At 72.9% G+C, this 15,994-nt stretch carries 14 protein-coding genes; 9 read left to right on the top strand and 5 right to left on the bottom strand.

Going from position 1 to position 15,994, the window contains the following annotated elements; all coding sequences use genetic code 11:
- Positions 1–17: 17 nt before the first annotated feature.
- Positions 18–923, bottom strand: a complete 906-nt coding sequence (locus tag ACGFZF_RS21770) for a 5'-3' exonuclease H3TH domain-containing protein (RefSeq protein WP_393556763.1) — start codon at positions 921–923, stop codon at positions 18–20.
- A 261-nt stretch (positions 924–1,184) separates the two neighbouring features.
- Here ACGFZF_RS21770 and ACGFZF_RS21775 point away from each other — a divergent pair, with 261 nt between their 5' ends.
- The 4 genes from ACGFZF_RS21775 to ACGFZF_RS21790 all read left to right on the top strand — a co-directional run bounded on the left by ACGFZF_RS21775 (position 1,185) and on the right by ACGFZF_RS21790 (position 5,549).
- Positions 1,185–2,264, top strand: a complete 1,080-nt coding sequence (locus ACGFZF_RS21775) for a glycine betaine/L-proline ABC transporter ATP-binding protein (protein ID WP_393556418.1) — start codon at positions 1,185–1,187, stop codon at positions 2,262–2,264.
- A complete protein-coding gene (locus tag ACGFZF_RS21780; protein WP_393556420.1) occupies positions 2,257–4,068 on the top strand; it encodes an ABC transporter permease/substrate binding protein in 1,812 nt (603 codons plus the stop codon). Before ACGFZF_RS21775 ends, ACGFZF_RS21780 begins: the two co-directional genes overlap by 8 nt.
- Before the next feature lie 189 nt (positions 4,069–4,257).
- Complete coding sequence (locus ACGFZF_RS21785) at positions 4,258–4,833, top strand: helix-turn-helix domain-containing protein (RefSeq protein WP_147977202.1); 576 nt, start codon at positions 4,258–4,260, stop codon at positions 4,831–4,833.
- Positions 4,830–5,549, top strand: coding sequence for a helical backbone metal receptor (locus ACGFZF_RS21790; protein ID WP_393556423.1), 720 nt, complete (start codon positions 4,830–4,832; stop codon positions 5,547–5,549). Before ACGFZF_RS21785 ends, ACGFZF_RS21790 begins: the two co-directional genes overlap by 4 nt.
- On the opposite strand, the gene ACGFZF_RS21795 is transcribed toward ACGFZF_RS21790, so the two are convergent.
- A complete protein-coding gene (locus ACGFZF_RS21795; RefSeq protein ID WP_393556424.1) occupies positions 5,476–6,633 on the bottom strand; it encodes a TDT family transporter in 1,158 nt (385 codons plus the stop codon). The genes ACGFZF_RS21790 and ACGFZF_RS21795 overlap by 74 nt on opposite strands.
- A 70-nt stretch (positions 6,634–6,703) precedes the next feature.
- Here ACGFZF_RS21795 and ACGFZF_RS21800 point away from each other — a divergent pair, with 70 nt between their 5' ends.
- Positions 6,704–7,633, top strand: coding sequence for a LysR substrate-binding domain-containing protein (locus ACGFZF_RS21800; RefSeq protein WP_393556426.1), 930 nt, complete (start codon positions 6,704–6,706; stop codon positions 7,631–7,633).
- A 95-nt stretch (positions 7,634–7,728) separates the two neighbouring features.
- On the opposite strand, the gene ACGFZF_RS21805 is transcribed toward ACGFZF_RS21800, so the two are convergent.
- The 3 genes from ACGFZF_RS21805 to ACGFZF_RS21815 all read right to left on the bottom strand — a co-directional run bounded on the left by ACGFZF_RS21805 (position 7,729) and on the right by ACGFZF_RS21815 (position 10,892).
- Positions 7,729–8,439: a gamma-glutamyl-gamma-aminobutyrate hydrolase family protein gene (locus tag ACGFZF_RS21805; RefSeq protein ID WP_393556428.1), complete on the bottom strand. Its 711-nt coding sequence runs from the start codon at positions 8,437–8,439 to the stop codon at positions 7,729–7,731.
- A gap of 46 nt (positions 8,440–8,485) precedes the next feature.
- Positions 8,486–9,943: an ethanolamine permease gene (eat, locus tag ACGFZF_RS21810; RefSeq protein WP_393556429.1), complete on the bottom strand. Its 1,458-nt coding sequence runs from the start codon at positions 9,941–9,943 to the stop codon at positions 8,486–8,488.
- Positions 9,944–10,133: 190 nt separating this feature from the next.
- Positions 10,134–10,892 carry a FadR/GntR family transcriptional regulator gene (locus tag ACGFZF_RS21815; RefSeq protein WP_393556431.1) on the bottom strand — a complete coding sequence of 253 codons (759 nt, stop codon included), beginning with the start codon at positions 10,890–10,892 and terminating at the stop codon, positions 10,134–10,136.
- A gap of 78 nt (positions 10,893–10,970) precedes the next feature.
- Between ACGFZF_RS21815 and ACGFZF_RS21820 the strand changes: the two genes are divergently transcribed.
- The 4 genes from ACGFZF_RS21820 to ACGFZF_RS21835 all read left to right on the top strand — a co-directional run bounded on the left by ACGFZF_RS21820 (position 10,971) and on the right by ACGFZF_RS21835 (position 15,952).
- A complete protein-coding gene (locus ACGFZF_RS21820) occupies positions 10,971–12,341 on the top strand; it encodes a glutamine synthetase family protein (RefSeq protein WP_361313248.1) in 1,371 nt (456 codons plus the stop codon).
- Between the two features lie 8 nt (positions 12,342–12,349).
- Positions 12,350–13,714, top strand: coding sequence for an aldehyde dehydrogenase family protein (locus ACGFZF_RS21825; RefSeq protein ID WP_393556434.1), 1,365 nt, complete (start codon positions 12,350–12,352; stop codon positions 13,712–13,714).
- A 5-nt stretch (positions 13,715–13,719) separates the two neighbouring features.
- Complete coding sequence (locus tag ACGFZF_RS21830) at positions 13,720–14,502, top strand: 3-oxoacyl-ACP reductase (protein WP_393556436.1); 783 nt, start codon at positions 13,720–13,722, stop codon at positions 14,500–14,502.
- Between the two features lie 175 nt (positions 14,503–14,677).
- Entirely contained in the window at positions 14,678–15,952 is a 1,275-nt protein-coding gene (locus ACGFZF_RS21835) for a haloacid dehalogenase-like hydrolase (RefSeq protein ID WP_393556438.1), read from the top strand.
- The last annotated feature ends 42 nt before the right edge of the window (positions 15,953–15,994 follow it).

The raw sequence follows: 15,994 nt of genomic DNA on the forward strand, positions 1-15,994 counted from the left end.
TTACCTAAGCTAGCACCTCAGTGGGTGAGGACGGTCAGGAGCCGCCCCACCGCACCGCCCAGACCCCAGCGCGCCACCAGCTCCTGCAGCGCCGCCGGGTCCCGTGGAGCGCCCGGCAGCGCCGGGTCGAATGCGGGCAGCGGGACGTCGCCGGCGACCCGGACGACCTTCGGTGCCACGTCGAGATACGCGGCGGCCTCCACGATGCCCCGCCGCTTGGCCGGGGTCAGCCGGGACGTGCGGTCCCCGGCCGCCGCGCGGACACCCGCCAGGTCGCCGTACTCCGTGATCAGCTGCGCGGCGGTCTTCTCGCCGATCCCCTTGACCCCGGGCAGCCCGTCGCTGGCGTCGCCGCGCAGGGCCGCGAAGTCGGCGTACTGGTCGGCCCGCACCCCGTACTTCGTCCGGATCAGCTCGTCGTCGACGAGATCGCAGTCGCCCACGCCCTTGCGCGGGTAGAGCACGCGCACCCCGCGCGCGTCGTCCACCAGCTGGAAGAGGTCGCGGTCCCCGGTGACGATGTCCACCGGGCCGGCCGCCCGCCCGGCCAGCGTCCCGATCACGTCGTCCGCCTCGTACGGGGCGACCCCCACCCGGGCGATGCCGAACGCGTCCAGGACGTCCTCGATGATCGGCACCTGCGGGGCCAGCGTGTCGGGGACCTCCTCCTCGTCCGGCCCGACCTCCGTCTCCTCGGCCACCCGGTGGGCCTTGTACGAGGGGATCAGGTCCACCCGCCACTGCGGGCGCCAGTCGGCGTCCATACAGGCCACCAGATCGTCCGGCCCGTGGTCCTGGACGAGCCGGGTGATGAAGTCCAGCAGCCCCCGCACGGCGTTCACCGGGGTGCCGTCCGGGGCCCGTACCGAATCCGGCACGCCGAAGTACGCGCGGAAGTAGAGGGAAGCGGTGTCGAGGAGCATCAGGCGTCGGGTCACACCCCGATCATGCCGCACCCCGCGGACACCGGGTCCGAACGACGGTTCCGCACTCCCGGCGTGACCCCCGTCACCTTTGCGTTTGCCCTCCCGGGGCCAGGGCAGGCGCGAGCCCGGAGCGGACCCCGGTACGCGATTCGACGAACGGATCGCCGTGCGCGGGGAGACGCGGGCCGAATCCGCCCCGCTCCACGGCCCGGCTGCGGGGGTGGCGGGCCGTTTCTCGTTCCAACGCGTGAGGTGTATGTGTCCAGGCTCCAGGCCGACCACCTGTTCAAGGTGTTCGGCAGACGACCCGACGACGCCGTCCGGAAGCTCGCCGACGGCGCCGACCGAGACGAGCTGCGTGCCGAGGGCACGACCGCCGCGGTGATCGACGCGTCGTTCGTCGTCGACCCCGGCCAGATCTTCGTCGTGATGGGTCTGTCCGGATCCGGCAAGTCCACCCTCCTGCGCATGCTCAACGGCCTCCTCGAGCCCACCGCGGGCCGCGTGCTGTTCGACGGCCGGGACCTCACCGCGCTGAGCCCCCGCGACCTGCGCACCGTGCGGTCCACGAAGATCAGCATGGTCTTCCAGCACTTCGCGCTCTTCCCGCACCGCAGCGTCCTGGAGAACGCCGCCTACGGCCTGGAGGTCCAGGGGGTCCCGCGCGCCGAGCGCGAGGCCCGCGCCGCCGAGGCCCTGGAGCTGTGCGGTCTGGCCGGCTGGGAGAAGTCCTGGCCCGACGAGCTGTCCGGCGGCATGCAGCAGCGCGTGGGCCTGGCCCGCGCGCTCGCCACCGACGCCGACCTGCTCCTCATGGACGAGTCCTTCAGCGCGCTCGACCCGCTGATCCGCCGCGACATGCAGGACCAGCTCCTGGAGCTGCAGAAGCGGCTGAAGAAGACCATCGTCTTCATCACCCACGACCTCAACGAGGCCATGCGGCTCGGCGACCGGATCGCGGTCATGCGCGACGGCCGGATCGTCCAGCTCGGCAGCGCCGAGGACATCCTCGTCCGCCCCGCCGACGACTACGTCGCCTCCTTCATCCAGGACGTCGACCGCACCCGCGTGCTCACGGCCTCCGCCGTCATGACGGACGCCGACCACCCCGGCGACGCGGACGCCTGTGGCTGCGAGACCGTCGGCCCCGACACCCTCGTCGCCGACCTCTGCGCCGTCAGCGCCCGGGTCCCGCACCCGGTGGCCGTGAAGGACGCCGACGGCACACTCCTCGGCGTCGTTCCGCAGTCCCGGCTGATCGGCGTCATCGGCGACGAGCAGCGGCCCCCCGCCGCCTGCGACGCCCCCGGCACGGAGAAGGAGGCGGCCCATGCCTAGGATCCCCCTCGGCCAGTGGGTCGACGGCGCCGTCGACTGGCTCCAGGCCCAGCTCTCCTGGCTCTTCGACGCCGTGACCACCGTCGTCACCGGCCTCTACGACGGCATCGACGCGGTCCTCTCCGCGCCCGAGCCGCTCCTCTTCGCCGGCATCCTCGCCGTCGTCGCCTGGTGGCTGCGCGGCCTCACGGCGGGCGCGCTCGCCTTCGTCGGCTTCGCGCTGGTCGACTCGATCGAGCTGTGGGACGACGCCATGTCGACCCTCTCGCTCGTCCTGGTCGCGACCCTGGTCACGCTGGTGATCGCGGTCCCGCTCGGCATCTGGGCGGCCCGCTCCAAGACGGTCAGCGCCGTGCTGCGCCCCGTGCTGGACTTCATGCAGACCATGCCGGCGATGGTCTACCTCATCCCCGGCATCATCTTCTTCGGCGTCGGCGTGGTGCCCGGCATCATCGCCACCATCGTCTTCTCCCTGCCCCCGGGCGTGCGCATGACCGAGCTCGGCATCCGCCAGGTCGACGGCGAACTCGTCGAGGCGGCCGAGGCGTTCGGCACCACCCCCCGGGCCACGCTGCTGCGCGTCCAGCTGCCGCTCGCCGTGCCGACGATCATGGCCGGCATCAACCAGGTCATCATGCTGGGCCTGTCCATGGTCGTCATCGCCGGCATGGTCGGCGGCGGCGGGCTCGGCGGCGCGGTCTACCGCGCCATCGGCAACGTCGACATCGGCCTCGGCTTCGAGGCGGGCATCTCGATCGTCATCCTCGCCATGTACCTGGACCGGATCACCGGCGCCCTGGGCCGTCAGGTCTCGCCGCTCGGCCGCCGGGCGCTCGCCAAGGCGCGCGCCGCGGTCGCCGCCCGGGCCGGCGCGAAGATCTGGAGCCACCGTCCGCAGCCGGTCACCGCGCTGGTCGGCGTGGTCGTCCTGGCGCTCGTCGCGGGCGGCATGGGCTTCCTCGGTGCCGGCAAGCAGTCGGGTCCCACCGCCGACGGCGGCAAGAACGTCGGCCAGGGCAAGAAGGTCAGCCTCGGCTACATCCCCTGGGACGAGGGCATCGCCTCCACCTTCCTGTGGAAGGAGCTCCTGGAGCGGCGCGGCTTCGAGGTCGAGACCCAGCAGCTGGAGGCCGGAGCCCTCTACACCGGTCTCGCCGGCGGCCAGATCGACTTCCAGACCGACTCCTGGCTCCCGGTCACCCACGCGCAGTACTGGGAGAAGTACCGCAACAAGCTCGAGGACCTCGGCTCCTGGTACGGGCCGACCTCGCTCGAACTGTCCGTGCCCTCCTACATGAAGGGTGTCGACTCGCTCGACGACCTGAAGGGCAAGGCCGGACAGTTCAAGGGCCGCATCGTCGGCATCGAGCCCAGCGCCGGCATGATGGGCATCCTCAAGGACAAGGTCCTGAACGACTACGGCCTCAAGGGCGAGTACAAGGTCGTCGACGGCTCCACGCCGGGCATGCTGGCCGAGTTGAAGCGCGCGTACGACAAGAAGGAACCGGTCGTCGTCACGCTGTGGTCGCCGCACTGGGCGTACTCCGCCTACGACCTGAAGAAGCTGAAGGACCCGAAGGGCAGTTGGGGCAAGGGCGACGGCGTCCACACCCTGGCCCGCAAGGGCTTCGCCGCCGACAACCCCGAGGTCGGCGCCTGGCTCAAGGACTTCAGGATGACCGAGAAGCAGCTCACCGACCTGGAGGCCGCCATCCAGCAGGGCGGCAAGGGCAAGGAGCAGGAGGCCGTCCGCGGCTGGCTCGCGAAGAACCCCGGCCTGGCGGAGAAGCTCACGCCTCAGTGACGGGGCGCGGACGGAGAGTTGCCGGCTCCGGTCCGCCTCCGATCCGACTCCGCACCGAGAAGGGGCGGTCGCCGAATGTGTTCGGCGACCGCCCCTTTTCGCCACGACGCGAAACCCTGCCCCAAAGCTGCGTAAGGTTCAGGTAACCGATCAGTACGCCCGACGCACGCGACACGGGGAGGAGCGGTCATGGACGACAAGGAATCACTCCGCGTGGGCGCGGCCGTCAAGAGGCGCCGCAGAGCCCTCCACCTCACCCTGGCCGTCGTCGCCTCGCGCAGCGGCCTGTCCGTGCCCTTCCTCAGCCAGGTCGAGAACGAGCGGGCCCGTCCCAGCATGCGGTCGCTCCAGCTCGTCGCGGAGGCGCTGGAGACGACGGCCGCCGAACTGCTCGCGTCCGCCGAGTCCGCCCGCACCGTCGACGTCGTACGCGCCGAGGAGGTCCTGGACGACGCGCTGGAGGACGAGCCCGGGATCCGGCCCGCCGGCGTACGCCCCCTGGTGCGCGGCCGGCACCAGCTGCACGCCCGGGAGTTCACGGGCGAGCGGGACGCCGGCCGTGAATTCGTGCACCGCAACGACGAGTTGCTGTACGTCGCCGACGGCTCGGCCGAGGTCGAGGCCGAGGGGCGCGCCTACCGGCTCGAACGCGGCGACACGCTGTTCCTCTCCGGCGGCGTACGCCACCGGTGGCGCGCCACCGAGCCGGGCACCCGCCTCCTGGTCGTCGCGGTCGCCGAGCACATCGTGGCCGGCGACGCATGAGGGTCGTCTCGCTCGTCCCGTCGCTGACCGAGGCCGTCGCCGTCACCGCCCCCGGCCTGCTGGTGGGGGTCACCGACTGGTGCACCCACCCGGCCGGCCTCGACGCCGCCCGGATCGGGGGCACCAAGAACCCGGACGTCGCCGCGATCACGGCCCTGCGACCCGACCTGGTGATCGCCAACGAGGAGGAGAACCGCGCCCCCGACCTGGCCGCCCTGCGCGCGGCCGGTGTCGACGTCCTGGTGACCGAGGTGCGCACGCTGGACCAGGCGTTCCGCGAGCTGGACCGGGTCCTGCGGGCGTGCGGCGTGCCGTCGAGGCCCGACTGGCTCGACCGTGCCGAGGAAGCCTGGGCCGCCGTGGAACCGGCCGGCCGGCCGGTGACCGCGATCGTGCCGATCTGGCGGCGCCCCTGGATGGTGCTCGGCCGCGACACCTTCGCCGGCGACCTGCTCGCCCGGCTCGGCGTCCGCCACCTGTACGCGGACCACGCCGAGCGCTACCCCCGCGTCTCCCTCGACGAACTCGTCTCCCTCGGCGCCGATCTCGTCGTCCTGCCCGACGAGCCCTACCGCTTCACGGCCGACGACGGTCCCGAGGCGTTCCCCGGGACCGCCGCCGCGCTCGTGGACGGGCGTCTGCTCACCTGGTACGGGCCGTCGCTGGCCGAGGCTCCGGACGAGCTGCGGCGGGCGCTGCGAGCAGCGCGCCGCTGACCAGCCCGCGCACCGTGTGACGGGCGGCCACCAGCCAGGCCGCGACCAGGAACGCGTACAGCCCGACCGCGAGCCACCGCAGCCCCGCCAGCCCGGTGTGCCCGGCCAGGCTCTCGGCGCCGGTCACGCAGGTGCCGACCGGGAAGGTGAAGGCCCACCAGGTCATCGCGAAGCCCATGCCCTGGCGCCGCGCCCGCACCACCATCGCGCCGGCGAGCGCGAGCCACAGCAGTGCGAAACCCGTCACCGGCACGCCGTACAGGACGGCGAAGGCCGCGAAGCCGTGGGCGTACGGCTCGGGCAGGACGCCGGGGGCCGCGTCGGCGAACTTGTTCGCGGCGGTGGTCGACTGGCCCAGCGGGCCGAGGACCAGGAACAGCGTGGGAGTGAGAGCCAGGGGCAGCGGTCCGCCCGTGACGAGCCGGCCGAAGACCAGCGGAAGCATGACGAGGGTGGCGAGCAGGCTCAGGCCGAACATGGCGTAGCAGGCGATCAGCAGCGACTGCTGGGCCTGCCCGGCGGGCAGGTGCGGCAGCAGCAGCGGTCCGAGTGCCGCCGAGACCATGGGCGCCACCACCGGCAGGAGCCAGACCGGGGCCGCGCTCTCGATCCGGTGGTGCACGACCATGAGGTACGGGATCGCCACGGCGGCCGCCAGGCCGATCGCCGTACCCGCCGTGAACAGGACGGCGTCGATCGCCACGGCGGCGGGCAGCCCGATCCAGTCCCGTCCGACCAGCAGCGTGCCGCCGCCGACCGCGAGCAGAGCCATCGACAGGCAGCCGTAGAACGGCGCGACGGCCGGGTCCAGCAGGTGCGCGCGGGCCTGGTCGCGGTGGTGGGCCCAGTGCAGGGCGCGGGCGGTCAGCAGGGCCAGGAGCATCGCCAGGGAGAGCGCCCAGACGGCCGTGCAGGCGGTCCGCAGACCGGGGACGTCCACCGGGAGCGCGGCTCCCGCGGTGGCGACGATGGCGGTGCCCATCACCGGGGCGTACCACTGGGGTCCGAGGTGTCGGACCGAGGCCGACCGCGCGCCGGGGGTGGTGGCACGGGGTACCGGGCGGGATGCTGCGAGGGTTGCCATGCCCCCACCGTCGTCCGGATTCCGGTGACCCACCAGGGATCTTGTGGCTATGACGTCATAAGCTGGCTTTATGAGCAGTGAGCCGTCCTCCGTGTCCGCAGCACCCCTCTCCCACCGGGTCCCGGACCTCGGCGCGCTCGAACTGCTGCTGGCCGTCGCCCGGCACGGGAGTCTGGGCCGCGCCGCCCGCGAGGTGGGGATCACGCAGCCCGCCGCGAGCAGCCGGATCCGGTCCATGGAGCGGCAGCTCGGCGTGGCGCTGGTGGACCGCTCGCCGCGCGGTTCACGGCTGACCGACGCCGGGGCCCTGGTGACCGACTGGGCCCGCAGGATCGTGGAGGCGGCCGAGGCCTTCGACGCGGGGGCGCAGGCCCTGCGGGGCCGGCGGGACTCGCGGCTGAGGGTGGCCGCGTCCATGACGATCGCCGAGTACCTGCTGCCCGGCTGGCTCATCGCGCTGCGCGGCCAGCGGCCCGACACGGCCGTGTCCCTGCTCGCGGGGAACTCGGCGGCGGTCGCCGCGCGGCTGCTCGGCGACGAGGCGGACCTGGGATTCGTGGAGGGTCTCGCGATCCCCGAGGGACTGGACGGCGCGGTCGTCGCCCGCGACCGGCTCGCCGTGGTCACCGCGCCGTCGCACCCGTGGGCCCGGCGCCGCGCGCCGCTGGACCCCGGCGAGCTGGCGGCCACACCGCTGATCCTGCGGGAACGCGGCTCGGGCACCCGCCAGGTCCTCGACGCCGCGCTCGCCGCCCACGGCGGTCTGGCCCAGCCGCTGCTCGAACTGGCCTCCACCACGGCCGTGAAGGCGGCGGCGGTCAGCGCCGCGGGCCCCGCCGTCCTGAGCGAGCTGGCCGTCGCGGAGGAACTGGCCTCCCGTCGCCTGGTCGAGGTGCCGGTCGCGGGAGTGGAACTGCGGCGCGACCTGCGGGCGGTCTGGCCCGCCGGGCACCGCCCCACCGGTCCGGCCCGCGAGCTGCTCTCCCTGACCCGCGGCTGAGCCGGCACACGTTCGCGCCGGGCCCGCGGCTGAGCCGGCACACGTTCGCGCCGGGCCCGCGGCGCCCTGCCACGGCCCGGCCCCGGAGCGGGACCTCAGCGGCGGGCGGCGCCGGCCGCGCGCACCAGTCCCTCCATCACCCGCAGGTCCTCGCCCATCTCCGGGTGCCACTGGACGCCCAGCGCCCAGGCCGGCCCGGCCAGGTCCTGTCCGGGCTGACCCAGTTCCACCGCCTCCACCGTGCCGTCCTCGGCGTACGCCGACGCGACCAGACCGCGGCCCAGCCGGTCGACCGCCTGGTGGTGGTAGGTCGGCACCTCGGCGAGCTCCGGCGTCAGGGAGGCGTAGAGCGTGCCCGGGACCGGCTTCACCGCGTGGCGGCCGATCACACCGACGGCCTCCACATGGCCGTCGAGGTGCTGGATCAGGGTCCCGCCGAGGGCCACGTTCAGCAGCTGCATGCCGCGGCAGATGCCGAGCAGAGGGGTTCCCGAGGCCAGCGCCGCCTCGATCAGTGCCAGCTCCCACGCGTCCCGGGCCCGGGCTGGCGGGCCGGTACGGGGGTCGGGCGCGGCCCCGTACCGTACCGGCTCGACGTCCGCGCCTCCCGCGACCACCAGGCCGTCCAGCCTGGCCACCACCTCCGCCGCCGTGGCCGGGTCGCCCGGCGGGAGCATCGCCGCGAGGCCGCCGCTCGCCTGGACGAGCCGCGGGTACGGGGCCGGCAGCAGCGCGGCGGCCATGTCCCACACCCCCCAGCGGGCCCGGTCGAGGTAGGTCGTCACGCCGATGAGCGGCTTGGTCACGGGAGTTCCTCCAGGGGAGAGAGCGTCGGGGGTCGGAGCGGGCGCGTCAGTCGCGTTCGAGTTCGGCCTCGGCCGCCGCCAGCGCGGCGAACTCCTCCTCCGGCGCCTTGGCCACCAGATGATGTCGACTGTAGAACGCGAAGTACGCGAGGGCGATCACGTAGACCCCGAGTGCGATGAACGCCGCGTCCTTGTCGACCAGGAAGGTCGCCACCAGCGCCGCCAGCGCGAGCACGAAGGCGACGGACGAGGTCACGACACCGCCGGGCGTCCGGTACGGCCGGGGCAGCTCCGGCTCCCGCCGGCGCAGCACGATGTGGGAGAGCGCCATCAGCGCGTACGAGATGGTGGCGCCGAACACGGCGATGTTCAGCATCCGCGCGCCGTCGCCGGTGCCGGCGGCGAGGGCGAAGCCGATGGCGCCGGGGATGAGCAGTCCCAGGTAGGGGGACTTGCGCCGGCTCGTCAGCGAGAGGAAGCGGGGGAGGTAGCCGGCCCGGGACAGGGCGAAGAGCTGCCGGGACCCGGCGTAGATCAGGGAGAAGAAGGAGGCCACCAGGCCGGCGAGCCCGGCGTAGTTCACGAACCGGCTGAGCGCGGTCGGCTCCCCGTCGCCCTGCAGGGCCACCACCAGCGGGTTGCCGGCCTCCTGGATCGCCGCGGCGCCGCGCGCCCCGGTCGCGGCGAAGAAGGTCACCACGGCCAGCAGCGCCAGGACGCCCATCGAGAGGGCCAGTGCCCTCGGCATCGAGCGGACCGGGTCCTTGGCCTCCTCCGCGGCGAGCGGCACGCCTTCGACGCCGAGGAAAAACCACATGCCGAAGGGGAACGCCGCCCAGATGCCGAGCAGCCCGAACGGCAGCCAGGAGTTGGCGCCGAACGCCTCGCCGTCGACCGGGATGTCGTTCAGCCCGTCGACGTGGAAGTCGGTGAGGGCGCCGAGCGCGAAGATCACGAGCGCCGCGACGGCGATCGCGGTGACGACCAGGCTGAAGCGCAGCGCCTCGCCGACACCCCACAGGTGGATGCCGATGAAGACCACGAAGCACGCCAGGTAGACCGGCCAGCCCGACTCCAGCCCGAACAGCCCGAGCGACTCGACGTAGTCGCCGATGAAGATGGAGATCGCGGCGGGAGCCAGGATGTACTCGATCAGGATCGCGGTGCCGGTGAGGAAGCCGCCCCAGGTGCCGAGCGCCCGGCGGGCGAAGCCGTAGCCTCCGCCCGCGGTGGGCAGGATGGCGGAGAGCTCGGCCAGCGCGAAGACGAGGCACGCGTACATCGCGCCCATCAGCACGGTGGCGACGGCCAGGCCGCCGAAGCCGGCCTTGGACAGGCCGATGTTCCAGCCGGAGAAGTCGCCGGAGACGACGTACGCGACGCCGAGCCCGGTGAGCAGCAGCCAGCCGGCGCTGCCGCGCCGCAGGGCCCGGCGCTCCAGATAGTCGTCCTGCGGTGGTGCGGTGCTTCCCGTGCTGTTCCCGGTCGTGTCTTCGAGCGTCATGGCAGCGTCAGCTCCCGCGTCGGGCCCAATGGATTGGTCCCATACCTTTGCGCCGGGTCGGCTGGAACGCAACCCCCTTGCGTTACTTTCGGGTTACGCGGACGCGGAGGCGGGGGAGAGCCCCGGCGCGCGGTCGTGTCCGCGCGTCCCGGCCCCGGACCGGCCGCGCCGGGACGCGCCGCGGGGCCGGTCAGGTCAGGAAGCCGCGCAGCAGTGCCGCCGTGCCACCGCAGTGCTCCCGCATCACCTCGCGCGCCGCGTCCGCGTCGCCGTCGAGCACGGCCTCCACCAGGGCGGTGTGCTGGTGCTGCGAGTGCTCCAGGTTGCGTACGAGCAGCGGGATGCAGTCCAGCAGGTCGTTCACCGTCGCCCGGACCGCCGCGTACTGCGCGGTCAGCGTCGGGGAGCCCGACAGCTCGGCGAGCGTGAGGTGCAGCAGCGTGTCCTGGCGCCGGTAGTCGGTCAGCGGGGCGTCGTGCGTCGCCGCGAGAGCCGTGCGCAGCCGGGTCACCCCCTCGTCGGTCAGCCCGTGCGCCGCGCACAGGCCGGCCGCTCCCACCTCCAGCACCTCGCGGAAGCGCAGCGCGTCCTCCATGTCGACGGAGGCGATCCGGCGGCGCAGCTCGGCCTCGTCGGCGGTCTGCGGGCGGTGCAGCACGAACGTTCCGCCGTAGCGGCCCCGCCGGCTCTCCACGAGCCCCTGCTCCTGGAGCACCTTCAGGACCTCGCGCAGGGTCACCCGGCTGATCCCCATCCGCTCGGCGAGCTCCCGCTCCGCGGGCAGCCGCTCCCCGCCCGGCACGAGACCGAGCCGCACCACCTGGAGGATCTGCTCCAGGGCCTCCTCGAAACCGTTGCCCGCCCGCACCGGCCTCAGCACCGGCGTCAGGCGGTCCGGCGGGTTCGGCAGGTCCGCCCAGGCATCCGTCTCGCCACCGATCTTCGCCACGTTGCGGTTTCCCCTTCCCAAGCAATGGTCTTCGGCAATACCTTATGGCTCCCGGCTGACCGAAGGAGGAGTAATCCCGTGGCAGACCGCAAAGCCCCGCTCTCCGTCGAGGAGCTACGCACCCTCGTCGCGAGCGGTGAGATCGACACCGTCGTCCTGGCCTTCCCCGACATGCAGGGCCGGCTCCAGGGCAAGCGGTTCGCCGCCCCGTTCTTCCTGGACGACGTCCTCGGCCACGGCACCGAGGGATGCAACTACCTCCTGGCCGTCGACGCCGAGATGAACACGGTCGACGGCTATGAGATGTCGTCCTGGGACCGCGGCTACGGCGACTTCGCCATGCACCCCGACCTCTCCACCCTGCGCCGCGTCCCCTGGAACGAGGGTACGGCGATGCTCATGGCCGACCTCGCCTGGAACGACGGATCGCCCGTCGTCGCCGCGCCCCGCCAGATCCTGCGCCGCCAGCTGGAACGGCTCGCCGAACAGGGCTACACCGCCCACGTCGGCACGGAGCTGGAGTTCATCGTCTTCAAGGACACCTACGAGCAGGCCTGGGACGCGAACTACCGGAACCTGACCCCCGTCAACCAGTACAACATCGACTACTCCGTCCTCGGCACCGGCCGCGTGGAACCGCTGCTGCGCCGCATCCGCAACGAGATGGCCGGCGCCGGGCTCACCGTGGAGTCGGCCAAGGGCGAGTGCAACCCCGGCCAGCACGAGATCGCGTTCAAGTACGACGAGGCCCTCGTCACCTGCGACCAGCACGCCGTCTACAAGACCGGGGCCAAGGAGATCGCCGCCCAGGAGGGCGTCTCGCTCACCTTCATGGCGAAGTACAACGAGCGCGAGGGTAACTCCTGCCACATCCACCTCTCCCTCCAGTCCGTCGACGAGCCCGGCCGCAACGTGATGGCCGGAGCCGGACCGGGCGGGATGTCGGAGGTCATGCGGCACTTCCTCGCCGGCCAGCTCGCCGCCCTGCGCGACTTCTCCCTTCTCTACGCCCCCCACATCAACTCGTACAAGCGTTTCCAGCCCGGTTCCTTCGCCCCCACCGCCGTCGCGTGGGGCGTCGACAACCGCACCTGTTCCCTGCGCGTCGTCGGCCACGGCCGCTCGATGCGCTTCGAGAACCGCCTGCCCGGCGGAGACGTCAACCCGCACCTCGCCGTCGCCGGCCTCGTCGCCGCCGGCCTGTACGGCATCGAGCAGCGCCTCGAACTTCCCCCGGCCTGCGACGGCAACGCCTACACGGCCGAGTACGCCCATGTCCCCACCACCCTGCGCGAGGCCGCCGAGCTCTGGGAGACCAGCCCGATCGCCAAGGCCGCCTTCGGCGACGAGGTCGTCGCCCACTACCGCAACATGGCCCGCGTCGAAGTCGAGGCCTACGACGCCGCGGTGACCGACTGGGAGCTGCGCCGCTCCTTCGAACGCATGTGAGGAAAGAGTTGCTCCAGGTACTCAATCCGGCGACCGAAGAGGTCGTCGCGACCGTCCCCGCCGCCACCCCCGCCGACGTCGACGCCGCCGTCGCCCGGGCCACCACCGCCCAGCGCGGCTGGGCCGCCGCCGCACCCGCCGACCGGGCCCGCCTCCTGCGCCGCTTCGCCGCGGTCGTCGACGACCACGTCGAGGAGCTGGCCAGGCTGGAGGTCCGCGAGGCCGGCCACACGATCGGCAACGCCCGCTGGGAGGCCGGCAACGTCCGCGACCTGCTCGACTTCGCCGCCGGGGGAGTGGAACGGCTCAGCGGCCGGCAGATCCCGGTGGCCGGCGGCCTCGACATCACGATCCTCGAACCCCTGGGCGTCGTCGGGGTCATCGCACCCTGGAACTTCCCGATGCCGATCGCCGCCTGGGCCCTCGCCCCGGCGCTCGCGGCGGGCAACGCCGTGATCCTCAAGCCGGCGGAGACCACCCCGCTCACCGCCCTGCGCCTGGCCGAACTCGCCCGGGACGCCGGACTGCCGGACGGACTGCTCCAGGTCCTGCCCGGCGAGGGGGCCGTCACCGGCAACGCGCTCGTCGAGCACCCGGGCATCGCCAAGATCGTCTTCACCGGCTCGACCCGGGTGGGGAAGAGCATCATGGCGAAGTGCGCCGACCAGGTGAAGCGCCTGACCCTCGAACTCGGCGGCAAGAGCCCCAACCTCGTCTTCGCCGACGCCGACATCGAGGCGGCGGCGGCCGCCGCCCCGATGTCCTTCCTCGACAACAGCGGCCAGGACTGCTGCGCCCGCACCCGCATCCTCGTCCAGCGGTCCGTGTACGACCGCTTCCTGGAGCTGCTCACCCCGGCGGTCGAGGAGATCGTCGTCGGCGACCCGTCCGACGAGCGCACCCAGATGGGCCCCCTCATCTCCCGTGCGCAGCTGGAACGCGTCCGGGCCTACGTCCCCGAGTCGCTCCCCGGCATCCGCGGCAAGGCGCCCGAGGGCCCCGGCTTCTGGTTCCCGCCGACCGTCCTCACCGAGGTCGCCGAGGACGCGCCGTGCGCCGTCGAGGAGGTGTTCGGCCCCGTCGCGGTCGTCCTGCCCTTCGACGACGAGGCCGACGCGGTCCGGCTCGCCAACGCCACCGAGTACGGGCTGTCCGGCTCGATCTGGACCCGTGACGTCGGACGCGCCGTCCGGGTCTCCCGCGCCGTCCGCGCCGGCAACCTCTCCGTCAACTCGCACTCCAGCGTCCGCTACTGGACCCCGTTCGGCGGCTACAAGCAGTCCGGCCTCGGCCGGGAGCTCGGTCCCGACGCCCTGACCGCCTTCACCGAGACCAAGAACGTCTTCATCAGCACGGAAAGCACGGAGGCCTGAATCACATGACCGACTCGATCGTCTGCCGCCGCCTCGTCGGCCGGACCGCCGTCATCACCGGGGCCGGCAGCGGCATCGGCCTCGCCACCGCCCGCCGTCTGGCCTCCGAAGGCGCCCACGTCGTCTGCGGCGACATCGACGAGACCGCCGGCAAGGCCGCGGCCGAGGAGGTCGGCGGCACGTTCGTCAAGGTCGACGTCACCGACCCCGAGCAGGTCGAGGCGCTGTTCAAGACCGCCTTCGACACCTACGGCTCCGTCGACATCGCCTTCAACAACGCCGGCATCTCGCCGCCCGACGACGACTCCATCCTCACCACCGGACTGGAGGCGTGGAAGCGCGTCCAGGACGTCAACCTCACCTCGGTCTACCTGTGCTGCAAGGCCGCGCTCCCCTACATGCGGCGGCAGGGCCGCGGGTCGATCATCAACACCGCGTCCTTCGTCGCCGTCATGGGCGCGGCCACCAGCCAGATCTCGTACACCGCGTCCAAGGGCGGCGTGCTCGCCATGTCCCGCGAGCTGGGCGTCCAGTTCGCCCGCGAGGGCATCCGGGTCAACGCGCTGTGCCCGGGGCCGGTCAACACCCCCCTCCTGCAGGAGCTGTTCGCCAAGGACCCGGAGCGGGCCGCCCGTCGCCTGGTCCACATCCCCGTCGGCCGGTTCGCCGAGGCGGAGGAGATCGCCGCCGCCGTGGCCTTCCTGGCCAGCGACGACTCCTCGTTCGTCAACGCCACCGACTTCCTCGTCGACGGCGGAATCTCGGGCGCCTACGTGACTCCCCTGTAGGAACCCGCCCCCGCCCCCACACACGTCGGGTCCCCGTTCGCGCGGGGTCCCGGCCCCCCACCCGACAGCCGGGCGTCGTGAGGCGCCCGGCTGTCGTGCGCAGGAAGGCCCCGCGCAGAAGGGCCGCGCAGCGAAGTCGTCCGCAGAGAGTCGTCCGCAGAACAGGAGCCTGCTCGTGAACCATCCGATCCGCCGGCCGGCCGTGCTCGCCGCCGTGACCGCCGTCGTCGCCGGCCTGCTCACCGCCCTGCCGGCCCAGGCGAAGCCCGCCGCGTGCCCCACGCTGCGGACCTCCGAGGGCTGGTACGGCGACAACCGCGCCCGGCTCCAGCGGCTGATCGACACCCACTGCGCCGCCGGGGCCCGCACGGCACGGACCAGGCCCGTCGCCGTCTTCGACTGGGACAACACGGTCGTCAAGAACGACGTCGGCGACGCGACCATGTACTGGCTGCTCCGCAACAGCCGCATCCGCCCGCCCGAGAACGGGGACTGGGCCGCCACCAGCCGCCACCTCACCCCGCGGGCGGCCACCGCCCTCACCGACGCCTGCCCCGCCCCCGCCCGCCCGGCACGCACCCTGCCCACCGGCACCGACACCCGCTGCGCCGACGAGATCCTCTCCGTGTACGCGGACGGTGCCACCACCTCGGGCGACCCGGCGTTCGCCGGCTTCGACCACCGCCGGACGGAACCCCAGTACGCCTGGCTCGCCCAGCTGCTGCGCGGCTGGACCCGTGACCAGGTCGCCTCCTTCGCCCGTGCCGCCCGGGCCGAGAACCTGGCCGCTCCCGTCGGCGCCACCCGGCAGGTCGGCACCCGCACGGTCACCGGCTGGGTCCGCTACTACGACCAGCAGCGCGACCTGGTCCGCACCCTGCGCGCGGCCGGCTTCGACGTCTGGATCGCCTCCGCCTCGCCCGAACCGGTCGTCGAGGTCTGGGCCGAGGGCGTCGGCATCGCGCCGTCGCGCACCCTCGGCATCCGCAACACCACCGAACGCGGCAGGCTCACCGCGCACCTGGCCGGCTGCGGCGGCGTACGGGACGGCGAGGACACCATGATCACGTACATCGACGGCAAACGCTGCTGGATCAACCAGGAGGTCTTCGGCGTCCGCGGACCGGCAGCCGAGCGGATCGGGCCGGCCGCACGGCGCCAGGTGTTCGCGGCCGGCGACTCCGACACCGACGTCTCCTTCCTGCGCGACGCGACCGGCCTGCGGCTCGTCCTCAACCGGAACAAGAACGAACTGATGTGCCGCGCCTACGACGACGCCGACGGCCGCTGGATCGTGAACCCGATGTTCATCGAGCCCAAGAAGCGGAAGACCGCCCCCTATCCGTGCGCCACCACCGGCTACACCGGCGGCGACGGCACGGCGCAACCGGTCCGGCGGTCCGACGGCAGCGTCGTCCCTGACCAGACGGACTCCGTGTACGGCTCATGAACCCGACGGCGTGGCTTCGACAGGACGCCCCTAGGGTGACGG

The sequence above is a fragment of the Streptomyces sp. NPDC048338 genome (genome assembly GCF_043201055.1).
Taxonomy (GTDB): domain Bacteria; phylum Actinomycetota; class Actinomycetes; order Streptomycetales; family Streptomycetaceae; genus Streptomyces.

Bases quoted from the DNA above. Each gene is read 5' to 3' on its own strand.
- ACGFZF_RS21770 (WP_393556763.1), bottom strand. From the start codon at position 923: ATGCTCCTCGACACCGCTTCCCTCTACTTCCGCGCGTACTTCGGCGTG.
- ACGFZF_RS21780 (WP_393556420.1), top strand. From the start codon at position 2,257: ATGCCTAGGATCCCCCTCGGCCAGTGGGTCGACGGCGCCGTCGACTGG.
- ACGFZF_RS21785 (WP_147977202.1), top strand. From the start codon at position 4,258: ATGGACGACAAGGAATCACTCCGCGTGGGCGCGGCCGTCAAGAGGCGC.
- ACGFZF_RS21790 (WP_393556423.1), top strand. From the start codon at position 4,830: ATGAGGGTCGTCTCGCTCGTCCCGTCGCTGACCGAGGCCGTCGCCGTC.
- ACGFZF_RS21795 (WP_393556424.1), bottom strand. From the start codon at position 6,633: ATGGCAACCCTCGCAGCATCCCGCCCGGTACCCCGTGCCACCACCCCC.
- ACGFZF_RS21800 (WP_393556426.1), top strand. From the start codon at position 6,704: ATGAGCAGTGAGCCGTCCTCCGTGTCCGCAGCACCCCTCTCCCACCGG.
- eat (WP_393556429.1), bottom strand. From the start codon at position 9,943: ATGACGCTCGAAGACACGACCGGGAACAGCACGGGAAGCACCGCACCA.
- ACGFZF_RS21830 (WP_393556436.1), top strand. From the start codon at position 13,720: ATGACCGACTCGATCGTCTGCCGCCGCCTCGTCGGCCGGACCGCCGTC.